The organism is Enorma sp., assembly GCF_982429025.1.
This window is the reverse complement of the sequence record NZ_CEWCAA010000006.1, coordinates 20187-44760: the sequence shown is the minus strand read 5'-3', so window position 1 is coordinate 44760 and position 24574 is coordinate 20187. Positions and strand designations below refer to the sequence as shown.

At 60.9% G+C, this 24574-nt stretch carries 22 protein-coding genes, 1 tRNA gene and 1 riboswitch; of the genes, 7 read left to right on the top strand and 16 right to left on the bottom strand.

The genetic code is table 11. The annotated features are described in order from the left end of the window. Window positions 1–72: 72 nt before the first annotated feature. From AC1VS5_RS02220 to serS, 5 genes are all read right to left on the bottom strand, one after another. Window positions 73–149 (bottom strand) — tRNA-Arg (locus AC1VS5_RS02220). 172 nt (window positions 150–321) lie between these two features. Continuing rightward, on the bottom strand, window positions 322–672 hold the full coding sequence (locus tag AC1VS5_RS02215; RefSeq protein WP_204665611.1) for a hypothetical protein: 351 nt from the start codon (window positions 670–672) through the stop codon (window positions 322–324). A gap of 323 nt (window positions 673–995) precedes the next feature. Further along, a complete protein-coding gene (locus AC1VS5_RS02210; protein ID WP_204665612.1) occupies window positions 996–2549 on the bottom strand; it encodes a hypothetical protein in 1554 nt (517 codons plus the stop codon). Further along, window positions 2542–3498 carry an ABC transporter ATP-binding protein gene (locus tag AC1VS5_RS02205; protein WP_481217555.1) on the bottom strand — a complete coding sequence of 319 codons (957 nt, stop codon included), beginning with the start codon at window positions 3496–3498 and terminating at the stop codon, window positions 2542–2544. Before AC1VS5_RS02205 ends, AC1VS5_RS02210 begins: the two co-directional genes overlap by 8 nt. A 360-nt stretch (window positions 3499–3858) precedes the next feature. Beyond that, window positions 3859–5142 carry a serine--tRNA ligase gene (gene serS / locus AC1VS5_RS02200; RefSeq protein ID WP_368285239.1) on the bottom strand — a complete coding sequence of 428 codons (1284 nt, stop codon included), beginning with the start codon at window positions 5140–5142 and terminating at the stop codon, window positions 3859–3861. Between the two features lie 203 nt (window positions 5143–5345). Between serS and AC1VS5_RS02195 the strand changes: the two genes are divergently transcribed. The 3 genes from AC1VS5_RS02195 to AC1VS5_RS02185 all read left to right on the top strand — a co-directional run bounded on the left by AC1VS5_RS02195 (window position 5346) and on the right by AC1VS5_RS02185 (window position 7487). Then, on the top strand, window positions 5346–5513 hold the full coding sequence (locus tag AC1VS5_RS02195; protein WP_022348561.1) for a DUF6724 family protein: 168 nt from the start codon (window positions 5346–5348) through the stop codon (window positions 5511–5513). A gap of 197 nt (window positions 5514–5710) precedes the next feature. Further along, a complete protein-coding gene (locus AC1VS5_RS02190; protein ID WP_481217554.1) occupies window positions 5711–6928 on the top strand; it encodes a hypothetical protein in 1218 nt (405 codons plus the stop codon). A 19-nt stretch (window positions 6929–6947) separates the two neighbouring features. Then, on the top strand, window positions 6948–7487 hold the full coding sequence (locus tag AC1VS5_RS02185; RefSeq protein ID WP_481217553.1) for a biotin transporter BioY: 540 nt from the start codon (window positions 6948–6950) through the stop codon (window positions 7485–7487). A 454-nt stretch (window positions 7488–7941) separates the two neighbouring features. Here the strand turns inward: AC1VS5_RS02185 and AC1VS5_RS02180 are convergent, their stop codons facing one another. From AC1VS5_RS02180 to AC1VS5_RS02160, 5 genes are all read right to left on the bottom strand, one after another. Further along, window positions 7942–8901, bottom strand: coding sequence for an SPFH domain-containing protein (locus AC1VS5_RS02180; RefSeq protein ID WP_019128810.1), 960 nt, complete (start codon window positions 8899–8901; stop codon window positions 7942–7944). Window positions 8902–9170: 269 nt separating this feature from the next. Next, entirely contained in the window at window positions 9171–9962 is a 792-nt protein-coding gene (gene proC / locus AC1VS5_RS02175) for a pyrroline-5-carboxylate reductase (protein ID WP_204665616.1), read from the bottom strand. 137 nt (window positions 9963–10099) lie between these two features. Then, complete coding sequence (gene glyA, locus AC1VS5_RS02170; RefSeq protein WP_481217552.1) at window positions 10100–11359, bottom strand: serine hydroxymethyltransferase; 1260 nt, start codon at window positions 11357–11359, stop codon at window positions 10100–10102. A 558-nt stretch (window positions 11360–11917) separates the two neighbouring features. Further along, entirely contained in the window at window positions 11918–12877 is a 960-nt protein-coding gene (gene murB / locus AC1VS5_RS02165) for a UDP-N-acetylmuramate dehydrogenase (RefSeq protein ID WP_481217551.1), read from the bottom strand. A gap of 1 nt (window position 12878) precedes the next feature. After that, window positions 12879–13328, bottom strand: a complete 450-nt coding sequence (locus tag AC1VS5_RS02160; protein ID WP_143349797.1) for a hypothetical protein — start codon at window positions 13326–13328, stop codon at window positions 12879–12881. A gap of 168 nt (window positions 13329–13496) precedes the next feature. Here AC1VS5_RS02160 and AC1VS5_RS02155 point away from each other — a divergent pair, with 168 nt between their 5' ends. The 4 genes from AC1VS5_RS02155 to AC1VS5_RS02140 all read left to right on the top strand — a co-directional run bounded on the left by AC1VS5_RS02155 (window position 13497) and on the right by AC1VS5_RS02140 (window position 18848). Beyond that, window positions 13497–14903 (top strand): hypothetical protein, encoded by a 1407-nt coding sequence (locus AC1VS5_RS02155; protein WP_481217550.1) that lies wholly within the window; start codon window positions 13497–13499, stop codon window positions 14901–14903. A gap of 232 nt (window positions 14904–15135) precedes the next feature. Next, window positions 15136–15313: riboswitch (FMN riboswitch) on the top strand. An 8-nt stretch (window positions 15314–15321) separates the two neighbouring features. Then, complete coding sequence (locus AC1VS5_RS02150; protein WP_481217549.1) at window positions 15322–15906, top strand: ECF transporter S component; 585 nt, start codon at window positions 15322–15324, stop codon at window positions 15904–15906. A gap of 136 nt (window positions 15907–16042) precedes the next feature. After that, window positions 16043–18061, top strand: coding sequence for an ABC transporter ATP-binding protein (locus AC1VS5_RS02145; RefSeq protein ID WP_481217548.1), 2019 nt, complete (start codon window positions 16043–16045; stop codon window positions 18059–18061). After that, window positions 18045–18848 (top strand): energy-coupling factor transporter transmembrane component T family protein, encoded by an 804-nt coding sequence (locus AC1VS5_RS02140; protein WP_481217547.1) that lies wholly within the window; start codon window positions 18045–18047, stop codon window positions 18846–18848. Before AC1VS5_RS02145 ends, AC1VS5_RS02140 begins: the two co-directional genes overlap by 17 nt. Window positions 18849–19028: 180 nt before the next feature. Here the strand turns inward: AC1VS5_RS02140 and AC1VS5_RS02135 are convergent, their stop codons facing one another. The 6 genes from AC1VS5_RS02135 to dnaK form a co-directional block, all read right to left on the bottom strand. Beyond that, complete coding sequence (locus AC1VS5_RS02135; protein ID WP_481217546.1) at window positions 19029–19454, bottom strand: family 1 glycosylhydrolase; 426 nt, start codon at window positions 19452–19454, stop codon at window positions 19029–19031. Next, the gene (locus tag AC1VS5_RS02130) at window positions 19448–19789 is read right to left on the bottom strand and encodes a family 1 glycosylhydrolase (RefSeq protein WP_481217545.1); all 342 of its coding nucleotides are present in this window, start codon (window positions 19787–19789) and stop codon (window positions 19448–19450) included. The genes AC1VS5_RS02135 and AC1VS5_RS02130 overlap by 7 nt, the downstream gene beginning before the upstream one ends. A gap of 178 nt (window positions 19790–19967) precedes the next feature. Further along, window positions 19968–20381, bottom strand: a complete 414-nt coding sequence (locus AC1VS5_RS02125) for a heat shock protein transcriptional repressor HspR (RefSeq protein WP_022348573.1) — start codon at window positions 20379–20381, stop codon at window positions 19968–19970. Window positions 20382–20465: 84 nt separating this feature from the next. Further along, a complete protein-coding gene (locus AC1VS5_RS02120; protein ID WP_019128799.1) occupies window positions 20466–21413 on the bottom strand; it encodes a DnaJ C-terminal domain-containing protein in 948 nt (315 codons plus the stop codon). A 127-nt stretch (window positions 21414–21540) separates the two neighbouring features. Next, on the bottom strand, window positions 21541–22410 hold the full coding sequence (locus AC1VS5_RS02115) for a nucleotide exchange factor GrpE (RefSeq protein WP_022348575.1): 870 nt from the start codon (window positions 22408–22410) through the stop codon (window positions 21541–21543). Beyond that, complete coding sequence (dnaK, locus tag AC1VS5_RS02110) at window positions 22410–24305, bottom strand: molecular chaperone DnaK (RefSeq protein ID WP_022348576.1); 1896 nt, start codon at window positions 24303–24305, stop codon at window positions 22410–22412. Before dnaK ends, AC1VS5_RS02115 begins: the two co-directional genes overlap by 1 nt. Window positions 24306–24574 lie beyond the last annotated feature (269 nt).

The window sequence follows — 24574 nt, the reverse complement described above, 5'->3', positions numbered from 1 at the left end:
GGTCGGTTTAAGCCGCCGAACGTATGCGCTAACAGAAAAAGGGCGCTCCGAGGAGCGCCCTTCAATCTCAACTGGTGCGGCGTATAGGATTCGAACCTATGACGTTCTGATTCGTAGTCAGACCCTCTATCCAGCTGAGGTAACGCCGCAACGCGCTAACTATAATGGCATTCTCCCCCGGGTGCGTCAAGAGATTTTTTTAAAAAAGTTATCTCCTGCATGATGTTGCATTGTCAAAGTACGAAACTCGCTGGTAGATTACGCGGAGCCCACAATAATGATTAGAATCGTCGCATATTCGGCACGCGTCCATCCCCTTTTCTATCGAACGATGGGGTGCTCGGATACCTCATACGCCACCCCTAAGCGCCGCATGAGGGCACGGATGCGTATAGATGCGTCGTATCCGCTGTATGCCGCCGCAAGCAAGTTGCTAAGTTGCTGCACGTCCTCTGCATGGAGATACTCCAGCATGGGCGCGATGACCCGCGGCGAAACGGTCACCTCTACTTCGTGCGGAGACTCCTCGAAGCACCACGCCGTAAGCTCGCCCTCGCTCATCTGGTGAATTACCAGCCCGCCCTCCTTCGTCGCCCTGCAGGAGATGCGCAACGTCTCTTCATCTTCTCCGCTTTCGAACAGCAGAACCTCATCGTTGTCCTCGTGCCTCATAGCGTCCATCTCCTTTCTCCAGCTCCTTACCCTGGCTCCATTGTAAGGGTTGATAAGAACATTTGTTCGTGGAACTTTTGTTCGTATATTTGGGAGATGTCCGCACGGTGTGCTATAGGAAAACGGGCCTCCGGCACACCTCGAGCAATCGAAGAATCGCGCCGTCTCTTACTAGGCATGCCCTGCTAGGAAATACTCTTCGAATGAGCTACCTATCTATTGCCTTTCGTACGTGGCCTCCTGCCAAATCAGCCCCTCAACGACAAGCAACCTAAACCCCACAGCGATATCCAAGCTCATGGAGGAGACGAGCTGAGAAGCTCTCATCTAGGCCATTTCCCGTTTTCGAGCAGAGCGATGAATGCCAGATCCACAACAACAAGGCCGTATATCACGGCTATGGGGGCCCAGAGTGCCAGCAAGCCAGCAGCGGCGAGCAGCAACACGAGCCCAACCACGGAGGTTACTCCAACGCGTATGAAGGTCGCTTCGACACCGTCAAGCGCTGCAACAAGCGAAAATCCCGTACCCAAGAGCACGGAAATAGCAGCCTCCATCATCGTGAACGACCCCGGCGCACATGCATTCACCAGGAGCATAGTAATGAATGAGCATGCCTCGAGTATCCCAAGCGCCGGCAAGGCGTCGAGCACGGCGAGCACGAGGTTCGAAAGAGGAATCTGATCGCGAACGAGCGTTACTCGCATATCCTCACGAAACGCCAGAGAAAGCTCGCGCAAGAAAGATAGGGAGGCGAGCGCCATGAACATGCCGTATGCCCAAGCGACAATCACAACAGGCGAGGACGCGTGGGCAAGCGTCCATGCGCTCAGCGGCACGATAAGCACACCCATGGCAGCGATTCCCAGCAGGCTCTCGAACTGCCGCGCATGCGAAAGCGCAGCGCGCGTAATCGCCGCTGCGGGACCACTCGCAAGACGAAACGTCGGACGCAAGCGACGATGCGCGATACGGTAACGGCGGCGCAGTTCACGATACTGATCGGGAGCCTGGAACGCAAGGCGTCGCACGCCAAAAAGCGCGGCATTCGCTGCCCCCTCCTCGATCGCACAGGCCAGGTCGGCCCGATTTGCCCCGCACACAAGCGCAGCAGCGCTGCAAGCAACCGCAAGCGCAAAGACCCCCGCAGCCACCCCAGGAGCTGCAGCGTGCACACCATTTGCAGCGCTGAAGGCGTCGAGGGGAGCCCTCCATCCCGCACCTGAAACAGCGAACGCGGCACCTGCACACAGCAAAATCTCGAACGCAAGGACACCTATGCTCCAAGCCGCTCGCCTGGGCCCGCGCTTTGCGAAAGCTAAGCGGGCATAGCCGGCGGCCCGCGCAATCAGAAGAGCCGCTGCAACGGCGCAAGCCACGGTGCTTGATAGCGCAAGCGCATGGAGCTGCATTCCAGCTGCGGCACAGCCGCTACACAAGAGCCAAACACCAAGCGAGGTTGCAAAGCTGAACGCGAGCGTCCGCGGCATCGCATCGATCAGGGCAACGAGCCCGACGGAGCGAACATAAGGGACCAGAAGCCATAAGTCCGGACTGATAAGGCGCAGCGGAGAACGCCAGAGCGCCGAGACCGTCGAGCGAACGAGCACGGCCAGGAGAGCGAACACGAGCAACGCTCCCGTTATGTCAAGCAGAATTGCCCCGCCAAACACATAGGCTTCCTCGACACTCGACACCGCAAACATCCAGGCGCTCGCCGTCCACGCCCCAAGCAGCACGAGGAGATATAGGTAGTACAGCTTGTCGATGAGATCGGCCTTGGACTCGATGTCCGCGCCAAACATGTAACCCCAATAAGCGCAGGCACTTCGTATGTGGCGAACCTTGAGCCACACCAACAGCGATATCTCATGCATGAGAGTCCCCATCGCCCACAGCAGTCGCGCAAGGCCCCGCAACTCCACCGGGGCACGGCCCCGCGTCGCGCGTGCCTGGCTCCCCGTCGCAGCCGTCAGGCCCCGTGTCGAGCTCGACCGGGCCTGCATCGTGCGCGCCCGGGCCTGAGGCTCCTCCCGCGACCACGCTGTCATGCGCGTCTACTTCACGCAGGCGGCCGTCGCGCAGGTCGTACACCACATCCGGAGCGACGCCAGGTAGTTCGTGATGGCAGCTCAAGAGCACGGCCGCCCCGTCGCGAGCCGCTTCTTGCACCAGCTTCCCCAGAAGCACCCGCGCATCGGGGTCGAGCGGCCCCGTTGGCTCATCCATGAGCACGAGTTTCGGCTTCATCATGAGTGCGATGACCAGCGCGAGCTTCTGCCGCATGCCGCGCGAGAACGCAGACGGATAAGCATTGCAGAACCCTGCGATGCCGAACGCTTCCAGCATGCGCTCCGCCCTATCCGCCACCTCACGTTCCGCACGGTTTGCCCGCAGCACGAAGTCGATGTGCTCTCGCGCCGTCAGGTCCTCATAGAACGCGGGAACGTCGGCAACGAAAGCAATTTGCCGGCGGATGGAGCGAGACCGCCCCGTAAAACGCTCACCCATCACATCGATCTGGCCGGAGCGCGGGGACATCCATCCCGCCAGGCACTTGAGCAGCGTCGTCTTGCCCGCTCCGTTCGGACCGGCCAGATAACCAATCTCCCCAGCATAGAGGGCTAAATCAACCTGATCCCAAACGCGCTCGGAGCCATAGCCGAACGAGAGGCCGTACGCATCGAGAACCGGGAGCTCGGCGCGTGGGCCATCATCGGCACGTTGACCATAGTCGGCGCGTGGGCCATCACCATGCTCCAAGGCCTCGGACCGGGCGCCCACGCCCTCTGCTTCGGCCGCCTTATCGCCCGCATCGACCACCATATTGGCTCCTCTCGACATCGTTGGCGCGATTATACTCGCCTATCGAGCAAAGAAGCGGGTTGTTCGCGTCGTCTCTCCCCGAGCGCAGAGCGAGCGCCCCATCAACCGCAACGGCTCAAAACAGAGCCTCGACCAGGGCGCATTGAGCGTCCCCATCTTAGCCGCGACGGCCTACTTCAACTTGGGCCCGACCCCGCGCGAGCACGCTACCCATACGACCGCGCCACCCATACAAGAACCGGTAAACCATGTACCAGCGAATTCTTTAGCATACGGCCCGCCCCAACGTGCAGAGCGGGCCGAAACCGAATCAACCTTGAGATACAACGCGAGACACAGAGCCCCTAGCCGAGCGCTTCCCTAGCGGATGACCTCCATGCCACCCATATACGGACGCAGCACCTCGGGCACCGTGATGGAGCCATCGGCATTCTGGTAGTTTTCCATGATGGCCGCCATCGTACGACCCGTGGGCAGGCCGGAGCCGTTCAGCGTATGCACGAATCGCGTGCCCTTGAAGTTCTCGGGATCGCGATACTTGATGTTCGCGCGACGAGCCTGGAAGTCGCCGCAGTTGGAGCACGACGAAATCTCCTTGTAGCTGTTGTAGCTCGGCAGCCAAACCTCGATATCGTAGGTTTGGCGAGCGGAGAAGCCCAGGTCGCCCGTGCAAAGGCTGATCACACGGTACGGGAGCCCCAGCTGCTGCAAGATGTACTCCGCCTCGGCGGTCATGCTCTCGAGCTCGTCGTCAGACTGCTCGGGCGTCGCAAACTTGACCATCTCCACCTTGGTGAACTGGTGCTGGCGGATGATGCCGCGCGTATCGCGGCCAGCGCTGCCAGCCTCCTCACGGAAGCACGGGGTGCCCGCGGTGTAGCGCAAAGGCAGCTCTTTCGCATCGAGCACCTCGCCGGCATGCAGGTTGGTGAGCGCGACCTCGGCCGTGGGAATGAGGAACTGGTCCTCGCCCGTGTGATAGGCGTCGTCCTCGAACTTGGGCAGCTGGCCCGTGCCGTACATAATCTCGCGGTTCACGATGACGGGCGGAATGAACTCCTTGAACCCGCGCTCGAGGTGCGTATTCAGGAAGAAGTTCTGGAGTGCGCGATCCAGGCGAGCGCCTGCGCCCGCGAGCACCGTGAAGCGCGCGCCCGACAGCTTCGAGCCACGATCGAAATCAAGGATGCCCAGATCGGTACCCAGATCCCAGTGCGGCTTGGCCTCGAAGCCCTCTGCAGCGAAGTCGCGCGGGGTGCCCCAGCGGCGACGCTCGGGATTCTCGCTCTCATCCTTGCCCACGGGAGTAGCGGAGCAGGGAATGTTGGGCAGGTGCGCCATGAAATCCGCCACTTCGGAATCGAGTGCGCTGCGACGGTTGGCAAGGCCTTCGATCTGCTCGTTCACGCGGCGCACAGCCTCTTTGGCCGCCTCTGCCTCGTCGCGCTTGCCCTCGCGCATGAGCTCGCCGATCTTTTTGGACTCGGCGTTGCGCGTGGCCTGCAGCTGCTCGACCTCGGCGATAACGGAACGACGCTCCTCGTCGAGCGCGAAGAAATGCTCACGGTCCCACGAGGTCTGGCGATTCGCCATCGCGGCATCCACCGCGTCGGGGTTCTCGCGTACGAATTTGATGTCGAGCATGATCCCTCCGGTTTCGTGCGTGCTCTATCGTGCTTCATGCCGTGCGACGCCAGCGCCATGCGTACCGGCTTGGTAAGCATTCGCCTTGAAACGCCCGGCCGTGCTTTGGCAAGTATATACTTATTGAACACCGTTCGTGGCGGGTTCGCGCCCGAAACGAGCGTAAGCACAGCATTCCAACCGATGATGCGAGAGAGCACAGCATGGATACCATCTTTTCGTTCCTGTTTGGTACGCGCGAGGGGCTCGCGGTACTGTTCTTCGGCGGCATCGTAATCGTTGCCATCGTCGCCTTCCTGCTTGAGAAGCGCACGAGCAAGCTCTATGTCGATCGCGGCCCCAAGCAGGATGACGACGACGGCCTGTTCTAGCAGGCAGGACAGCGGCCCGTTCACGTAGAGGAGGCAGCTTGTTCTAGCAGGCCCCGGGCAGTGTCCGAGTAAGTCCATCTCGCGGCACCTCGCGCCCCGCTACGCCCGTCCGCCTGCCGAGCGGCCATCCTGTTCGCAAGCGGCAGGCAACGCGCCCTGGAATCACCAGACTCGATAACGGAAGGTTGGCTGAACTCATGGCTTGGAAACTTCATCCCTCCGACGAGCCTATGATTGACCCGTTCAACGCTCCAGATCCGGTCATGCCAACCGATGAGCCCTCCCTCGAGGCGCCGGATTCGAGCGATGGCTCCGAGCGCCTGCGCAAGCATGAGCTGCAGCGGCGCCTCGAACGGGCGCGTGCGGAGGCATCCCGTGGCCATCGCGCGCCCGAGCACCGGTCCTCCTCGTACACGCCGCCGACCGAATCCTCGCAGGGGCCCGTGGACGCTCCGGCACCCTCATCCGCAACGTCCTCGGCAGCGCAACGGACTGCACCGGATACAGCCGATGAATCCAGCTGGCTCGGCACGCCATCTTCTTCATCGAACCGGAAGCGTCGCTCCAGCCACCGCGATCGCCACGCCTGGCACCGCACCGCAGAGGCCCGTCGAGCCGCCGCGCGCCAAGCCAGCCCGGGTAGCCGTGCCCACGCTCGCAGGCTCATGATTTACATCATCGTCATCGTTATCATCCTGAGCGGTGCCATCGGGCCTCTTTTCGTTGCCTGCAGCGCGGTAACCGGGGACTTGTTCGACCAGGTTTTCGATAGCGGCACCGCAAGCGATGCCGACATCTACGACGACTACGGCGACTACGGCGATACCGATTCCCCAGATTACGAGATAACGGGAACGCTCGCGAGCGATGCCGAGGAGTCTGCGACGATGCTTACACAAGAACGGCTGGATTCCGCAATCGCAGGCACCAACGAAGAAACGCTCCAAATTGCAGAAGACGCCTTCACACAAGCGTTCGAAACCTATTCGGGTCTCACGCCCGATGAGGCCGGCATCGATGCGCGCGCGGTAGCAGAGCGGGTGCTTGCAAACCTCTCGTACAACGACCTTATCGCTTACGCCTACACCGAGACCTCTGATGCTGGCTACGATATCGATTGCACGGTCTACTACAGCATCGAAACGCCGCAGATAGACGATATCGCCTACGATCTGCGCTGGAATACCCCGAGCTCCATCTGGGAGACGTATCGCGAGAGCGGCACGCTGGACGAGCAGAGCCGAGAAGCCCTCGCCGCCGAGCTGGAGAACATCCTGGCTGACCTGGGGTCTAACCGCACGGAATATTCAACCTACCTCGAGTTCACGGGTACGGCGCAACAAGATGGATCCGGTCTTGAACTTGAACTCGACCAAGATGTTTGGGAGAGCGAAATGGGCTGGATCATCGGCTAACTCAGAAAGGTCATATTGCATGTCGACACTTCGTATCGCTCGCTGCGGACTCTGCATCGCCCTGCTCGCCGTCGCGTCCTCGATAAGCATTCCTCTGGGGCCTGTTCCCTTCACCCTGCAGACACTCGTGCTTGCCATGCTTCCCATCGCGCTCGGCGGCCGCGATGCCGTCGTCACCGTAGCCCTCTACCTCGTACTCGGCTCGCTCGGACTGCCCGTGTTCTCCGGATTTTCGGGCGGCATCGCATCGCTCGTTGGCCCTACGGGCGGCTTCCTCTGGGGGTTCCTCGTTGGAACGGCTTCCGCCGCCCTCATCCTCGGCATAGAGCGCATACCTGATCGGGCACGCGAGGCATTGGCTGTCACGTCGATGTTGCTCATCTCGTATCTACTTGGAACGCTTCAGCTCATGGTGCTCATGGGCCTTGACATCGTCGGGGCACTCGCCATTGCCGTCTTGCCGTTCATCGTGCCCGACATTGTCAAGCTCGTCGTTGGCGTGCAGGTAGGCCGCATCGTGCGCCGAGCGACCTCTCGCACACGCAACGCGCGGGCCTAGGCGCCAATGCGCCCAGCCCTGAAGTTCTCAAGCCTAGCCCCAACCGATTTCGGTGCTCAGAACGCCTTGCCCCTAGCGCTCCGATACCAATTTTCAACTTTTGGGCACTCGAAGGGGATGCGCCAAACTATCCGGCATAATGAACAGCACAAAACCGCAGGTCACAAACGTCCGCGCTGTTTTTCTACTGCGCCGCAGGCCGTTCTAGTGCCCAAAAGTTGCAAAGTTGATAGCCCACGGCAAGGAAGCCACCCCGGCGCCACCGAAGATGGCGCTTCACAAGCCGGTTTCGACTGGGCCTGCCAAGCAGGCACCGCCGCGACCTCAAAGAAGCCGCAGCTCACAAAAGTGACTGCGGCTTCTGGCGTAACGGTGTAATCAGAATCGTTCTAGAGCGGAGCGGCTGCTTGCAGCACGCTCCGGCACTGCTGCCGTTTTAGTGCCGCGTGCTCCCCTAGTCCTTCTTTACGGGCGCGGGCGGAACGTTGCCGGCATCGTTTGTCTCCGCTGCCGCCACCATCTGCTCGAACATGCTTGCGCTCTCCTTGAAGTTGGAGGGGAGCACCACCGTTGAGCTCTTGCCGGTGCGCGCGAACTCGGTCATCATCTCGGTCCACTGCGTGTACATAAAGAGCAGGTTCGCCTCGTTGTTGGAGACGCCCGTCTCCTGGATGCTCTCGAGCGAATCCTTGATACCCACGGCAATCGCCTTGCGCTGGTTAGCAATGCCCTCGCCGGCCTTCTCCATGGCCTCTGCCTCTGCGCGCGCCTCGGTCACGCGGCGAATGCGATCGGCCTCGGCAAGGTCCTGCGCCGCCGCCTTAGTGCGCTGGGCGGCGTTGATCTGGTTCATGGAATCCTCGACCTCGGCGGGCAGCGCGATGCGCGTGATGAGGGTCGAGACGAGCGTGAAGCCATAGGCGGCCATCTGCTCGGAAACCGTGGCATTTACGTCTTGGGCGATGTCGTCCTTCTTGGCGAAGACCTCATCGAGCGTATAGACGGGGATCGAGCTGCGCAGGGCATCGGTAATGAAGTCGCGCATCTGGGCGACTGGCTGCTGCAGCATGTAGTAGCTCTTGTAGACGCCGGAATCCGCCGGGCCCGCGCCCATCTCGTAGCTCACGTGGTACTGCGCCGAAACCTCGAGCCCGATGGTGACGTTGTCCTCGGTCTTGGCATCAATATCGAATCCGTTCTTCATGGTGCGCAGGCTTACCGTCGCTGCCTTGCGGTCGATGAAGGGGATCTTCGCATGCAGACCCGAGCCAACGATCTTGTTGAAGCGCCCGAGTCGCTCGATGATAACCGCGTGCTGCTGCTTGACCACGAACAGGGTGTCGGCAAGAAGCACCACAACGATGATGACAATGACGGCAAGACCGATAAAGCCGCCGATGAACTCTCCCAACATAGGCCCCTCCTTGAGCAAGCCGGTTGCATTGCGCCTAGCATATCAGGTTTGTGCGCTACTGCGGGCACAACGCGGTAAAGACTCGGAAATGAAAGCCAAGCGGTGCCGGGCACCTGCGGCAAAGCGGACGGCGCCGGGCCCCTGCAGCGAAGCCGAGCGGCGGCAGCCCCTGGGCGACGCCGAGCGGCACCGGGCCCTTTCGGTCAATCCAGATGGCCCCAGCACCCCGCCGTGCGGCAAAGCCGGGCACCGCCGCGCCCTTTACTCCGCTAGCCCTCGATGGCATCAATTGCCTTGATGAACGCCGAGCGCATGCCCGCAGCCTCAAGCGCCGCCACGCCCTTGATAGTCGTGCCGCCGGGCGAGCACACGGCGTCCTTCATGGCGCCCGGATGCTGCCCTGTTGCAAGCTGCAGCTTCGCCGTTCCGGCAACCATCTGGCTTACCATCTCGTACGCCGTAGCGCGCGGGATGCCGTACTTCACCGCGGCGTCGCCAAGTGCCTCGATGACCATGGCGATGAACGCAGGCGAGCACCCACCGATCGTGCCCGCGATGGAAAGCAGGTGGCTATCGACCTCAACCACCGTTCCAAGCGCGCCGAGAAGCTCGTGTACGAGCAATGCCTCCTCACCCGAAAGCGTCGTCTTGCGTTCGCAGGCAATCACACCTTCGCAGATGGCAACGGGAGTGTTGGGGACGGTCGAGATGTGGTGTGTGCCCGGCAGGATGTGCTCGTAGCCCTTGCTGTCCCAGCCAGCCGCGACCGAAATGATCGTCTTGTTAGCAAGCGCTCCGGCCAGCTCGGGCAGCACGTCTTCGATGAGGTACGGCTTGATGGCCACGACCACGACGTCAACGGCGCGCACGAGCTCCTCCCCCGACGCACACGCATGCATCCCGCGCGATTCCGTGCGCTCGCAGAGGGCCTCGTAGCGGTTCGCGCACGCATAGAGCCGATCGCCGGGAACAACTCCCGAAGCAATCCAACCATCCGCCATGGCGCTTGCCATGTTGCCGAACCCAATGAAACCGACTTTTACATCATCAGTTGTTGGCATGCTCTTCTCCATATCCCTTGTGGCGCAAAGGGCCTATCCCTCGCCCCCACTGAAACAACTACATTGAAACAACTATACCCGGTGCATTTGTTTCACGAGGCAACACGCCGGTCGACTCGCCTCGCATTTCTCCCCATTCATCGCATAACGAGCTCCGGGTAGAGCGGGTGACGCTCGAGCAGTTCTGCGGTGCGAGCGTGAACCTCGGTCAAGGCCGCCTCGTCCTCGGCATGGAAGACTGCGTGCGCAATAAGCTCGCCAATCTCGCGGAACTCCTCAGCCGTGGAGCCGCGCGTGGTAGCAGCAGCCGATCCCACACGAATGCCGCTCGTTACGAAGGGCGAGCGCGGCTCACCCGGAATGGCGTTCTTGTTGACCGTAAGCCCCACGCTATCGAGCAGGCGCTCAGCGTCTTTGCCGGTAACGCCGGACGGCGTAAGGTCCACAAGGCACAGGTGGTTATCTGTGCCGCCCGAAACGAGGCGCAGGCCACCTGCCAGGAGCCCCTCGCCCAGCGCCGCCGCGTTCTCGACCACGTGGTCGATATACGCGTGGAATTCCGGCTGCAGAGCCTCGCCGAACGCGACCGCCTTACCCGCAATCACGTGCATGAGCGGACCGCCCTGCGTTCCAGGAAACACCGCCTTGTCGATGGCGCGCGCGAGCTCGCCATCGTTCGTGAGAATGAGGCCGCCGCGCGGCCCGCGCAGCGTCTTATGGGTGGTCGAGGTCACCACGTCCGCATGGGGGAAGGGGCTTGGATGCGCGCCCGTGGCAACAAGGCCCGCGATATGCGCCATATCGACCATGAGCTTGGCACCCACGCCGTGTGCGATCGCAGCCAACCGCTCAAAATCGATAGTGCGCGGATAGGCAGAGGCGCCACCCACAATGAGCTTCGGTCGCTCAGCGCGCGCCAGGCGCTCGAGGCCTTCGTAGTCGATGGTCTCGGTCGCAGGATCGAGCCCATAGGACAGGAAACGGTAGAGCCGTCCCGAGAAATTCGCCGGCGAGCCATGCGTGAGGTGCCCGCCCTGGTCGAGGCTCATGCCGATAACCGTGTCGCCCGGCTCGATAAGCGCCATGTACGCAGCAAGGTTGGCGTTAGCACCAGAATGAGGCTGCACATTGGCGAAGCCGCAATTGAACAGCTCGCAGGCACGTTCGCGGGAGAGGTTCTCGACAATATCGACCTTTTCACAGCCGCCGTAATAGCGTTTGCCTGGGTAACCCTCGGCATACTTGTTGGTGAGCACGCTGCCCATGGCCTCCATAACAGCGGGAGAGACGATGTTCTCGGATGCGATGAGCTCGATGGTGCCCCGCTGACGGTCAAGCTCTTGTTCAAGGGCCGAGAACACCTCGGGGTCGGTCTGGGCGACGTGGTCATAGGTCATGGGCTGGCTCCCCTCGGGTAGGCGATGCGATGACAGCGATGCATTCACCATAGCGCCGCCGCACACGCAAGGCGAGCGTTATTCGGCCAACGTGCCCGCGCAGCCAGAACGCATGAAAGATGCCTGGCCAGTTGCATAGCTCTGAGGCTAGCAACGATGTGTTGCCGGCTTCCAGCCGTTTCGCCAGCGAGATGGCACACGATTATTCGAGCCCTTGGCCAAAATAATACGATTGGTGGTTGAAGAAGCGGACCTGCACCTGGAAAACCGGGGCTCAATGCCCCTCATAGAGATCATCGCCGCCGCAAAACGGCCATGCCGGCACTCCTTTGCTTCGAGATGCCCCGAAACCTTGCCATCGAAAGGTCGACGCTTACCACCAGTCGTACGTTTTTGGCCATGAACTCCGTATGACACGAGCCTTACGGCAACAACGGTGTCGCACCTCAGCCCAAGCGGCTCGTCGAAGTGCCCGAGGTTGCCGCGAAAGAGGAGGGAGCACGCCTCGCGTGCGGAGACCGACGATTGAGCGTCAAGATCGGGTGCCTCGATGAGCCGTTACCAGTCGCCGACGCGGTGGACTTCGGGCTCGAGCTCCACCCCAAACTGCGCGCGCACCTCATCTTGGATATGCTCGATAAGCGCGGAGACATCGGTTGCCGAGGCGCCCCCCGTGTTTACCACGAAACCGCAATGCTTCTCGGACACCTGCGCCCCGCCCACGCGCGCGCCGCGCAGACCCGCGTCCATGATGAGCTTGCCGGCGAAATACCCCTCGGGCCGCTTGAACGTAGAGCCCGCCGAGGGCATCTCGAGCGGCTGCTTCTCCTCGCGGCGGCGCTGGTAGTCGTCCATGCGTCCGCGAATAGACGCTTCCGTATCCGGTATGAGGGCGAACGTTGCCTCGAGCACCACGAGGCCCTCGCTCGCCACGCGGCTCTTACGATAGCCAAATCCCAGTTCATCGCGGGTGAATGTCCTGACCGCACCCTTCTCGCGACTGCCGTCGGGAAGATCGCGGCCCGGTACGTAGGCCGTGAGCGACTCAATAAGCTCGCCCGTCGTGCCGTCGTAGGCACCCGCATTCTGGTGGCAGGCGCCGCCGACGCTCGCGGGGATGCCCCAGAGCGGCTCAAGGCCCGAAAGGCCCGCATCTGCCGCCGCAAGCGCCACGTCGCGCAGGAGCGCGCCCGCCTGCGCCACCACGCGCGTGCCCTCGACGCGCACGTTGCTGTAATTCTTGCCGAGCAGCACCACGACACCGCGAATGCCGCGGTCGCTCACGAGCAGGTCGGAGCCATTGCCCACCACCGTTACGGGAACCCCTGCGATGGCGCACACGTTAAGCGCGCCAACCGCGCCTTCGATGGTCCTCGGCTCAACGACCACATCGGCCGGCCCACCGATCTTGAACGTCGTATGCGCGCTCATGGGCTCCGCGATGAGCACCGCGTCCTCGCCCCCCGCCGCACCTAAAGCGCAGATGATCTCGTCGCTGACCTCGCTGTATTCGTGCATGTTAACCATCCATCCCACCGGAATCGTTACCTGTAAGTATGCACAATAAATCATTGATCAAGGCGTTTTGCGGATCCAAAAACGGAAATGGCCATGACAAATAATATGTACCTAGATTAGGGTTCTTGAATTCGTAATCTACCAGCAATTGTTTACATTCTGCTATTCTCTGTTGAAGCATCTCCTTTGCTTCCTGATCGTTGTATACAAACGCGTCGTGCGTCAGAGAGCGAAGTGATGTGAAATCTAGATTCCCTAGCACGCCGCTTTGAAATGGGAGGTCCGATATGCTGGCATAGCTGACTTCCAAGGCATCCACACGCAGGCATAACCATTGTCCGTCAATACCGTAACCTGAACTCAATGCGTAATCAAAATAAACAATAAAGGCGCTTATCGAATTAAGCGCTCTCTCCTTAGCTGCATAACGCTCGAAGCTTACTCCTGCCACAACTCCACATAAGAGAAGTGTAAGGATTATCACAACAGGAAGCCGTTTGCTTCGCATAACCCACCTCTCGTCGTTTTGTCGTCAAACCCGATTTAGCGAAATAGTAATTTCAAGTCAATAAGTTCTGCAGGACTTCCCATACCGCCCTATATTACCGAAGGGGTTGCTATGGCAATTCAATGGATAAAAAGGTTCTGCCCCGTTGTCCTCGCTATTGTATCGCTTCTATTTATTCCTAATCACGCCAATGCATTAGAAACCAAGTCGATGACGCTATCGCCAACTGCAGTGTCAATGACCGAAACTCTTCTTACGGACCCCTCTCCAACGGATAAATTCAAAGACAGCACGCTGACGCTTACGATAGTTGGAAAAGAATTCGAATTCTCGGACACCGAAAAAGATGGCCGCAATCTGCCCAATCTATCAGGAGCGTTTAGTCGCTTGAGCTTTGATAACGGAGACACCATTTACTCTGGGGTATCTACATCGCAGAAGGCAAATGCAGATTCAATAGAATTAATTCGTGTAACTGTACGCAACGGCACTGATAACATAGAGCTGGTCATATTCGACACAGCTGATGAAAAGTACTATTTTCTGAATCTGGCGCAGCCTGAAAACCAAGCCGCCCTATATGACTACCTTGCTTCCGAGCCCTCAATACCTACCCTTGAGGGAAAAGACGCTCTAGCCAGCTACAGCGTCAAAGCCCTTACTAACGCCCATTCAAACAATGAGTTGAATTCTCTTAGTTCTGGGAGCAAGGGAGCGTCGTATAATTCCGCTTCATGGGATTGCTCCTCATTCTATCGTTCAGAAGCGGCCCGCGCTTCCACATATAATGGATATAGAGATTTATTGTCTGCACTGCAAACGCAGGGACGGGTCAAGCTGTCCGCTTTCGCCTCGAAAGTAGATACGTCTTTCTTCAAGGGCGGAGGGTGGCACCATGTCAACTCATTTTCGGGAGCACAATACGCCTTCTCCTCGTATAGCTCCTCAAATGGTTCCACAGAGTATTTAACCCAGGTTGCTCTGGTTGACTTCTTCGTTAATAACGACAGCTACGAGGACAAGGTCTATTTCGGCATGCAGGGTCTTTACCATGGCGGCCTTGTCGCAAGTTACGACAAAGACACGGACTATTTGTCGCTACTATTTGCCGATATGGGACTAGCTCTTAATGATTTCCAAATCGGCTATAATGGACTGACGAACAAGGCGGTTGTCGTTCAATCGCTAGCCATTATTGATATTAGAAACAGCTATCAAGTTGACCTTTATAAGGCGATCTCAAACCCCTCTTCCATCGTCAGCGATGTATTCGCTTTCCTACAATTTGAAGGAACTTTAAACAGTACCGAGGGAAGAATATTTGATAGCACATACGAAGCACAAGTAAATCGCTACGGTAACGGAAAGGTTATTAGAGGAATAGCCATTAACGGCAAGGGCGGCTACCTCAATCAAAAAAATCAATACATAATGTTCGACAGCACTATCCAACTATACAATGGAGCTAGCACGACTTGGAAACATGGATTTTCTTACAGCGCGTCCGCAAACATATAGCATCCGGCATACCATATGATTAGTCTCGGGGCCAAGAGGGGCATTCCCTTCTTGGCCCCGACTTATTATGCCTGGATTCATCACAACACGCAGCAATCTCCCAGCTACTCTACATGCTCACGTCATGGGTTCCTGCACGTTCTTGCAAGATATCAACCGCGTATTTTGGCAAAGCCCTTTAACCCCAAAATAAACACAGAGTACTCCGCATTACGCTGGTATAGTAGGCACCGCATAGTTTCAGGGTTGGGTGCAATTCCCTACCGGCGGTAACTGGCGGATCGGCGCGAAGCCGGCCGGACCGCGCGGCTGCACAAGGCAGAGCGCGCCAGAAGCCCGCGACCCGCGCAAGCGGCTGACCTGGTGAGATTCCAGGGCCGACGGTACAGTCCGGATGGAAGAAACGGAGGCGACTGCCATGAGCAGCTCATCCACCACACACGTCAATACCAAAAAGATCGCACTCGCGGCCCTCTTTACCGCCGCGTCGCTCGTGCTGAGCTTCGTGCAGATTCCCATCTTCCCGGCGGCGCCGTGGCTCATGTACGATCCCTCGGGTATCGTCTGCCTCATCGCGGCGCTCGCCTTCGGGCCCAAACTGGGCGCTGCGGTCGCCATCATCTCGTGGGTGCCGCGCGTCTTCCTCGACCCGTTCGGCGCACCCATGGGCATGCTCTCGACCTGCGCGTTCATCATTCCTGCCGCACTCATCTATGCACGCGGTCGCACGCGCACGAGCTCTCTTGCGGGCATGGTCGCAGGCGCGGTCCTCTCCATCGTGGTCGCCTGCGTCGCGAACCTCTTCGTGACGCCGCTCTACGCAGGCGTGACCATGCAGGACGTGGTCTACATGATCGTTCCGATTCTCCTGCCCTTCAACACGCTCAAGATGGTTATCAACGTCGTTGCCGGCCAGGTGCTGCTCGCACCCTGCATGAATGTGCTGGGCAAGCAGGCCGGCTCTCCCGGGCACGGCGACTCCGCGCACACCTCGGCCGCGTAGATGCTCGGCGGGCGGCGTACTTCGGTGCCCCGCCCTCGATGCACTTTGGCGCCCGCGCCCTCGACGCCCCAAAGTAGCGCACCCATCGTACGCATACGACCATTCTCTACCGTCCCTTTTGCTCAGGCGTTTCATCGTGCAGACTCACTCTTCGACAATCATCGCCGGATCCACTGCCGACCCCGAGGCCGACCCCATCATCGAGCTCCACAACGTGCACTTCTCGTATGCAGGAGCTGATGAAGAGGCCCTTCGCGCCGTCACACTCAGCGTGGCGGCGGGCGAGCATCTCTGCGTCCTCGGCAGCAACGGGTCGGGTAAATCAACGCTCGCGCAGCTCATTAATGCACTGCTCGCGCCCACGGACGGATCGGCTCGCGTGTGCGGCATCGACGCCGCAGCGCAACCGGAGCGCACGCTTGAGCTGCGCCGCCAGGTCGCGATGGTGTTCCAGCACCCCGATGACCAGATGGTGACGAGCGTCGTTGCAGACGACGTTGCCTTTGGACCCGAGAACCTCGGCGTGCCGCAGCCGCGAATCGCCGCGCGCGTTGAGGAGGCGTTGGCGGCAGTGGACATGCTCGACTACGCCCAGGCAGACCCGGCCGACCTTTCGGGCGGTCAGCGTCAGCGTATCGCCATCGCGGGCGCGCTTGCCATGCATCCCCGCGTACTCGTGCTCGATGAACCGGCCGCAATGCTGGATGTTGCGGGCCGACGCGCCATTCAGCGCATCACACGCGACCTCAATGAGCGGGGCATCACCATCGTGCACATCACACACTTTATGGATGATGCCCTAATTGCGGGGCGCGTTGTTGTCATGGACAGGGGGCGCATCGCCCTCGAGGGCACGCCGGAGGAGGTGTTTGCCCAGCGCGATGCCATTCATTCGCTTGGGCTTGAGCCGCCGTTTACCCTGCAGCTCGCCCACCGGCTGGAGGCCGTCCTGCCCGAACTCCCCGCAGCGAGCGATGCCGAAGAGCTCGCCCGCACGATCGCGCATGCTGCGACAGCGAACACGTCAACACGGTCGGGCGCACCTCGTCCGACGATGCCCACACGTTCTGAGGCGCATCGCACGACAGCACCCGCACGTTCGGGCGGAAATAGCTCATTTGGCTCCGATTTTCCATCTGAAAATTCGCACTTCACGCCCGAACGTGAGCAGGAGGCGCAGACAGCAACCCCGAGCGCAGCTCAAACGGCAGCTATCGAGTTCCGCGACGTCACGTTTTCGTACGCAGATGAGCAGAACGCTCGCAAACGGCTCGGACTCCTCGCGCGCCTGCGAAAGCGCCGCGGCCGCCGTGCAACCCCCCACGATCCGTGCGGACCACTTGCCCTCGACAGCGTTTCGTTCACCGTCCCCGCCGGCAGCCTTACCGCACTCATCGGCCATACGGGCTCGGGCAAGTCGACCACCGTCGAGCTTGCGTGCGCGCTCAAAGTGCCCAACGTGGGGGCCGTGCGCGTTAACGGTATCGACACCGCCGACCTTTCGCGCCGCAGCGAGCTCAGATCGCAGGTGGGCTACGTGGCGCAACTGCCTGAGCGCCAGCTTTTTGCCCAAACCGTCTTTGACGACGTCGCATTTGGCCCCCGCAACCTCGCGCTTTCGGATGCCGAAGTATCCGATCGCGTCAACGAAGCACTCGCGCGCGTTGGGCTCGCCGCTACGCCCGAACTTCTCGGCCGCTCCCCCTTCGCGCTCTCCGGCGGGCAGCAACGCGCCGTCGCCATCGCCGGCGTGCTCGCCATGTGCACTCCCATCCTCGTGCTCGACGAGCCCATGGCGGGACTCGACCCCGCCGGCCAGCGCCGCATGCGCAAACTGATCGCACAGCTCAAGCATGATGGCCGGACCATCCTTGTCGTCACGCACAGCATGGACGACGTGGCCGGACTCGCAGACCACGTTGTTGCGCTCGAACACGGCCACCTCGCCGCAGTTGGCACGCCACGGCAGGTGTTCGCCCAAGCCGCCAAGCATGTGCCCGGCGTGCCCGCTGCGCTCGCTTTCTCACAACGGCTTGAGGAGCACGGCATGAAGCTGGACGGCAATCCGCTTACCCTCGATGAACTCGCAGATTGCCTCGTAAAGCACCTTGGCGGTGCTTTCCCCGAGGAGGTGCGCCATGGCCGCCCGCATTAGCATCGGCAGATATTATTCGGCGGATTCCCCCATCCACCGCCTCGACCCGCGTCTCAAGCTCATCGCCGCCATCATCTACATGGCGAGCTGCCTCTTTGTATCGAATGTTCCCACGCTGCTGCTCGCGGGCGCGCTCATTGTGCTCGCCATGGCACTTGCCCGGATCCCGCTTGGCCGCGTTCTTTCGCAGATCAAACCTGCCATGTACTTTCTCGTTATTACCTCCCTGTTCAACCTGTTTTTTGTTCACACCGGCACTGTGCTTGCAGCCATTAGGCCGTTTTCGTTTACCACCGGAGGAGTTAGCTCGGCGGTTTTCTATACGCTGCGATTTCTATTGCTGCTGCTCATGGGGTCGCTGCTCATGCTCACCACGCAACCGATGGCCATCACCGACGCCGTCGAGCGCCTTTTCTCTCCGCTCGAGCGGCTCGGCGTACCGGTGAGCCAGGCAACGCTTATCCTTTCGATCGCGCTGCGGTTTGTACCGGTGCTCAGCCAGGATGCGCAAAATATCGTCATTGCGCAAACGGCCCGCGGGGCACAGCTCGAAGGCAAAGGAGCGCTCAGCTACGCACGGGCCTGCGTGCCCCTCTTGGTGCCCCTCTTTGCAAGCGCCGTGCGTCACGCCGACAACCTCGGTCGCGCTATGGACGCCCGCTGCTACACCGGCGGGCCGGAGCGCACCCACTACCACGTCATGTGCTTTACCCGCCGCGACGCCGTTGCCGCCGCGGTGCTCGCGCTCTACCTTGTTGCGCTTGCCGCAGCAAGCGTCTTCGCCTAAACGTGAAAAACACCGCGCCGCTCGCCTCTGGTGCGACATGCCCGCGAGCGGCGCCTCGTCGCCAGCCATCGAGCCTGCTGCATCCATGCATTTGAGCACATCCCCGCTCAAGAAGAATCGGCCTGGCTGGAGTCAATCACAGCCAGACCGATTGTCTTCCAAGCAGAGCGCCGCCGTCTGTTAGCCTAGGTCTTCACCATTTGTAGCGATAACGCGCTGGCGCCATGCGAAGCTGTCTTTCTTAAGACGCTTGCCCGTGCCGTTGCCCTTGTCATCAAGATCAACGTACACGAATCCGTAGCGCTTGCTCATCTCACCCTGCGAGCAACTCACGATATCAATCGGGCCCCATGTGGCATAGCCGAACACGCCTACGCCGTCGCGCACCGCTTCACGCATGGCCTCAATATGAGCGCGCAGGTAGGCGATACGGTACTCATCGTGCACATGGCCATCCTCAGTCACCTCATCAAGCGCGCTAAGCCCGTTCTCAGCGATGAAAATCGGCAACCGATAGCGATCCCAGTACTCGTTGAGGAAGATTCTGAAGCCCAGAGAATCAGTTCCCCAGCCCCAGATCGACTTCTCGATGTGCGGGTTCAGCACCTCTCGCCTGGACGAGTCGAGTCCTCGACCTTGGTGAAATAGCACGAGAACGAGACAAAGTCCACAGTTCCCTCCGCCAAGATGCGCGCTTCTTCCTCGGTTATACCAAGGTCAATACCATGCTCGGCAAAGTAGCGCTTCGCATAGCCAGGATAAGCCCCACGCACCGGCACGTCGGTGTAGAAGAAGTTCCCAAGCTGACGATGCTTGAACGCTGCATAGGCATCGGCAGGCTTGCAGGTGGCGGGATAGTGCAAGTCGTCACCGAGCATTACGCCCACACGCGCTTCAGGATCAATCTCATGGGCGAGCAGCACCGCCTGTGCATTTGCCACAAACTGGTTGTGCAACGCCCGGTATACCGTCGCATCACCCGGAGTGAACGAATCCGCCGTGAGCCCTAGGCGTTCTCAAGTCGCTGCGAAAAGGAGCGCCTGTCGAAGGGCACCGGCCCCGGGCATGACCACCCTCCCCGGGCGCGACAGCTCCTATTCGCCGCCGTCCTCGGTGCGCCTAGATGCCGCCTCCGCCGAGCAGCCCTTTGAGGACCTGCTCGGGATCGGCCGAGCCGCCGCGCGGCACCAGCGCGGTAATCTTCTTCTGCATCTTAAGCTCGTGCAGCTGGTCCTCAAGCTCGCGAACGCGGCTGCGGAGCTTCTCGTTCTCGCGCTCGCGCTCTTCGGCACGCTCCTTCATATCGAGGATGCGCACCACGCCGGCGAGGTTGATGCCCTCGTCGGTAAGCTGGTTGATGAGCTCAAGCCGCTCGATATCCGCGCGCGAGTACAGGCGCGTGTTGCCGCCCGAGCGCTTAGGATTCACAAGCCCCTTGGATTCATAGACGCGCAGCGTCTGCGGGTGCATGCCCGTGAGCTCCGCCGCCACGCTGATCATGTACAGTGGCTTATCTCGATCGGACTGAGCCATCGCACTCAACTCCTCCGGGTCTTTGAATCCAATGCGTTGCGCGCGCCCCACAACAAGCTCCGGGGCACGCGCAACGCGTTCTAGCTACATCTTAGCGCGATACCGATCAACATTCGCACGGTAGTCGCGGTGGTCGGCGTCACGCAGCTTCTCAAGCGCAGCACGCTCATCGTCGCTCAGGCGATCGGGGGTGCGCACCTCAATCTTTACCAGCAGCGCACCGGTACGGCCGCGGCGCTTCACATCGGGTGCGCCCATCTCGCGGAAGCGGAAGGTCTTGCCCGACTGCGTGCCCGCCGGAATCTTCAGGCGCACCGTCCCGCCACCGGGCGTCGGCACCTCGATCTCGCACCCCAGTGCAGCCTCGTACACAGAGACGGGCAGCGTCATGGTAACGTCTGCGCCATCGCGCTTGAACAGCGGATGCTGCTCGACATGCGTGATCACCAGCAGGTCTCCACGCTCACCGCCGTTTGCCCCGTATTCGCCACGGCGCTTCAAGCGAACGCGCCCACCGTCGACGGCGCCGGCAGGCACCGGTACGCTCACCGTCTGCCGCTCCCCGGTCGAGGGGATGCGATAAGTGATCGTTTGGGACGTGCCGCGGAACGCGTCTTCGGCCGATATATCGATGGTGACCGTAAGGTCTTCGCCCTTGCGCACGCGGTTTGCCGCGCGCCCGCCCATGCCGCCGAAACCCTGGCCCCAATCGCCACCAAAGGCACCGTCACCGTTGAAGATGCTGCTGAAGATGTCGCTCCAGCCCCCAGCGCCCGCGCCGCCGGTGTAGGTATACGCACCGCCCGCGCCACCGCCCGGCATGCCGCCGAACATCAGCATCTGGTCGTACTCTTTGCGCTTCTTTTCATCGGACAGCGTCTCGTACGCCTCGCTGATCTCTTTAAACTTGTTCTCATCGCCGCCCGCATCTGGATGGTATTTCTGAGCGAGCTTGCGGAATGCGCTCTTGATTTCTTTCTCGGAGGCGTCGCGCTTCACCCCGAGCACATCGTAGAAGGTCTTCTGCGCCATGGCGCTTGCCCCCTTTCGTCATTCATCTTCCCAAACGTGATAAAACGAACCCGGTTCGTTTTATCATTTCCAGGCTTCATGGCTCTATCAAATCGGGCCCCGAAACTGTCGCTTCGGAGCCCGGTTACTACTCAGCAGCCTCGTCGGAAGCTGCGTCAGGTGCTTCCTCGCTCGCCTCGGGTTCCGGCGCGGGGCGTTTCTCGCCACCATAGGTGACCGTCACCATCGCCGCCCTGAGCACGCGGTCGGCCATGCGGTAACCCTTCTGGTACACGTCGTTGACCGTCTCGTCGTACTGCTCCGGATCCTCCACGCGGCCCACGGCCTGGTGCTCGAGCGGATTGAACGCCTCGCCCTTGGGGTCGATCGCCTCAACGCCCTCATGGCCAAACACGTCGAGCATCTTGGCGCGCACGGCCTCCACACCATCGACGAACTGCGAGAACGCTTCGTCCATCTCCTGCGTGCGAGCATGGTCGATGGCACGCTCCATGTCGTCGAGCACGGGCAGCAGCGCCGTCACGAGCTTCTCGGTTGCACGGCTCTTCTCGGCCAAGCGCTCGCTCGCGGTACGACGGCGGTAGTTATCCCAATCCGCCTGCAGGCGAGCCACGCGATCTTGCGCCTCGCGCACCTTGGCGTCGGCCGTTGTGGCCGTCTCCTCGGCAGCAGCAAGCTTCTTACGCACCTCGGCGAGCTCGTTTTGAGCCTGCTCGTACTTGAGCTTGAAGTCGTTCGCAGCGGCCTCTTCGCCAGCGCGGATGGCAGCCTCGACCATTTCCTCCTCGGTCATGGCCTGCGATGCCGCAGCCTGCTCGGGAGTGTCATCGCGGTCGGCGGGCTCTGCCGAAGCGGCCTCGGCAGCGGTCTCATCGGATGCAGCCTGGGCCTTCGCGACCTCGTCATCTGCTTCTACGGGAATCTTCACGTCCCTCTCCTCAGAGTCATCGGAGGCGGCAGCAGCGGCCGCCTCCGTGCGAGCTTTCTTGGCGAACATTACTTGTCCTGATCGTCGTCGACAACCTCGTAATCGGCATCGACCACGTCGTCATCGGAGCTGGCTGCCGCCGAGCCACCCGTTTCCTGCTGGGCATCGGCGTACACAATCTGCGCCAGCTTGTAGGCAACCTCCTGCAGCTTGTCGCCAGCGGCCTTGATGGCGTCCACATCGGTGCCCTCGAGCGCCTTCTTGGCCTCGGAGATGGCAGCCTCGGCCTCGCCCTTCACGTCCGCAGAGACCTTGTCGCCCAGGTCGGCGATGGTCTGCTCGGTGGAGTAGCAGAGGCTGTCGGTCTGGTTGCGGACCTCGACCTCCTCCTTCTGGCGCTTGTCTTCCTCGGCATGGGCCTCGGCGTCCTTGACCATGCGGTCGACTTCCTCGTCGGAAAGCGCGGTGGAGCCGGAGATGGTGATCTGCTGCTCCTTGCCGGTGCCCTTGTCCTTAGCCGAGACGGTCACGATGCCGTTGGCGTCGATGTCGAAGGTGACCTCGATCTGCGGCACGCCGCGGCGCGCAGCCGGGATGCCAGTGAGCTGGAACTTGCCGAGGCTCTTGTTGTCGCGCGCAAGCTCGCGCTCGCCCTGGAGGACGTTGATCTCGACGGACGTCTGGTTATCGGCGGCCGTGGAGTAGATCTCGGTCTTGGAGGTCGGGATCGTGGTGTTGCGGTCGATCATCTTGGTCATGATGCCGCCCATGGTCTCCACGCCGAGGCTCAGCGGGGTCACATCGAGCAGCAGGATGCCCTGGACGTCGCCGGTGAGCACGCCGCCCTGAACAGCCGCGCCGTCTGCCACGACCTCGTCCGGGTTCACGGACATGTTGGGCTGCTTGCCGGTCATGTTCTTCACGAGCTCCTGAACAGCGGGCATACGCGTGGAGCCGCCGACCAGGATGACCTCGGTGAGGTCAGAGAGCTTGAGGTTCGCGTCGCGCAGGGCGTTGGTCACCGGCTGCTTGCAGCGCTCGAGCAGGTCGTGCGTGATGCGCTCGAACTCGCCGCGGGTGAGGTCGTAGTTGAGGTGCTTGGGGCCCGAAGCGTCCGCCGTGATGAACGGCAGGTTGATGTTGGTGGTCTGCGCAGCGGAGAGCTCCTTCTTGGCGTTCTCGGCGGCCTCCTTGAGACGCTGGAGCGCCATGGGGTCCTGGCGCAGGTCGATGCCGTTGTCCTGCTTGAACTTGTCGGCCAGCCAGTCGATGACGCGCTGATCCCAGTCGTCGCCGCCCAGGTGGTTGTCGCCGTTGGTCGCGAGCACCTCGAAGACGCCGTCGGCAAGGTCGAGGATGGAGACGTCAAAGGTGCCGCCGCCCAGGTCGAAGACGAGGATGCGCTGGTCGGAGCCCTTCTTGTCGAGGCCATAGGCGAGGGCCGCGGCGGTCGGCTCGTTCACGATGCGCTTGACGTTGAGGCCAGCGATCTTGCCAGCGTCCTTGGTGGCCTGGCGCTGAGCGTCGTTGAAGTAGGCAGGCACGGTGATGACGGCGTCGGTGACGGTCTCGCCAAGATACTTCTCGGCGTCGGCCTTCATCTTCTGCAGGATCATCGCGCTGACCTGCTCGGGCGTGTAGTCCTGGCCGTCGATATCGGCGACGGCGCGGCCACCCTGGCCTTCCTTGACGCCGTACGGCACGGTCTTGATCTCGGACGAGACCTCGCTGTACTTACGGCCCATGAAGCGCTTAATGGAGAAGACAGTGTTCTTCGGGTTGGTGACCGCCTGGTTCTTAGCGGCCTTGCCCACGACGCGGTCGCCATCGGCGCGGAAGCCGACGACGGACGGGGTGGTACGGTCGCCCTCGGCGTTTACGATGATCGTGGGCGATCCACCTTCGAGAACCGCCATCGCCGAGTTGGTGGTACCCAGGTCAATACCAAGAATCTTGTTGCCCATGAGTGTTCCTTTCCTTTTGAGCTGTCCCGCCGCATGCGAAACACGGCTCTTTTGTTCGTTCGGTCTTTATCATATCCCGTTGATGCACAGGTTATACTCGGCGATTCACAAAATCTAAGTCAATACATATAAGATTTCTTATTACACGCAACGATAGGTAATCTCAGGGTAGGAGCGCCAAGCGATATGCGGCGTTGATCATGGGCACGCGGCGCCGGAACAAGGGCGGGTTCCATGCCCGTCCGCGCGCGTTGTCGAAAGCACCTGCG

Coding starts and splice junctions, on each gene's coding strand:
- AC1VS5_RS02215 (WP_204665611.1), bottom strand. CDS start 672: ATGAGGCACGAGGACAACGATGAGGTTCTGCTGTTCGAAAGCGGAGAA.
- AC1VS5_RS02210 (WP_204665612.1), bottom strand. CDS start 2,549: ATGCATGAGATATCGCTGTTGGTGTGGCTCAAGGTTCGCCACATACGA.
- AC1VS5_RS02205 (WP_481217555.1), bottom strand. CDS start 3,498: ATGGTGGTCGATGCGGGCGATAAGGCGGCCGAAGCAGAGGGCGTGGGC.
- serS (WP_368285239.1), bottom strand. CDS start 5,142: ATGCTCGACATCAAATTCGTACGCGAGAACCCCGACGCGGTGGATGCC.
- AC1VS5_RS02195 (WP_022348561.1), top strand. CDS start 5,346: ATGGATACCATCTTTTCGTTCCTGTTTGGTACGCGCGAGGGGCTCGCG.
- AC1VS5_RS02190 (WP_481217554.1), top strand. CDS start 5,711: ATGGCTTGGAAACTTCATCCCTCCGACGAGCCTATGATTGACCCGTTC.
- AC1VS5_RS02185 (WP_481217553.1), top strand. CDS start 6,948: ATGTCGACACTTCGTATCGCTCGCTGCGGACTCTGCATCGCCCTGCTC.
- AC1VS5_RS02180 (WP_019128810.1), bottom strand. CDS start 8,901: ATGTTGGGAGAGTTCATCGGCGGCTTTATCGGTCTTGCCGTCATTGTC.
- proC (WP_204665616.1), bottom strand. CDS start 9,962: ATGCCAACAACTGATGATGTAAAAGTCGGTTTCATTGGGTTCGGCAAC.
- glyA (WP_481217552.1), bottom strand. CDS start 11,359: ATGACCTATGACCACGTCGCCCAGACCGACCCCGAGGTGTTCTCGGCC.
- murB (WP_481217551.1), bottom strand. CDS start 12,877: ATGCACGAATACAGCGAGGTCAGCGACGAGATCATCTGCGCTTTAGGT.
- AC1VS5_RS02155 (WP_481217550.1), top strand. CDS start 13,497: ATGGCAATTCAATGGATAAAAAGGTTCTGCCCCGTTGTCCTCGCTATT.
- AC1VS5_RS02150 (WP_481217549.1), top strand. CDS start 15,322: ATGAGCAGCTCATCCACCACACACGTCAATACCAAAAAGATCGCACTC.
- AC1VS5_RS02140 (WP_481217547.1), top strand. CDS start 18,045: ATGGCCGCCCGCATTAGCATCGGCAGATATTATTCGGCGGATTCCCCC.
- AC1VS5_RS02125 (WP_022348573.1), bottom strand. CDS start 20,381: ATGGCTCAGTCCGATCGAGATAAGCCACTGTACATGATCAGCGTGGCG.
- AC1VS5_RS02120 (WP_019128799.1), bottom strand. CDS start 21,413: ATGGCGCAGAAGACCTTCTACGATGTGCTCGGGGTGAAGCGCGACGCC.
- AC1VS5_RS02115 (WP_022348575.1), bottom strand. CDS start 22,410: ATGTTCGCCAAGAAAGCTCGCACGGAGGCGGCCGCTGCTGCCGCCTCC.
- dnaK (WP_022348576.1), bottom strand. CDS start 24,305: ATGGGCAACAAGATTCTTGGTATTGACCTGGGTACCACCAACTCGGCG.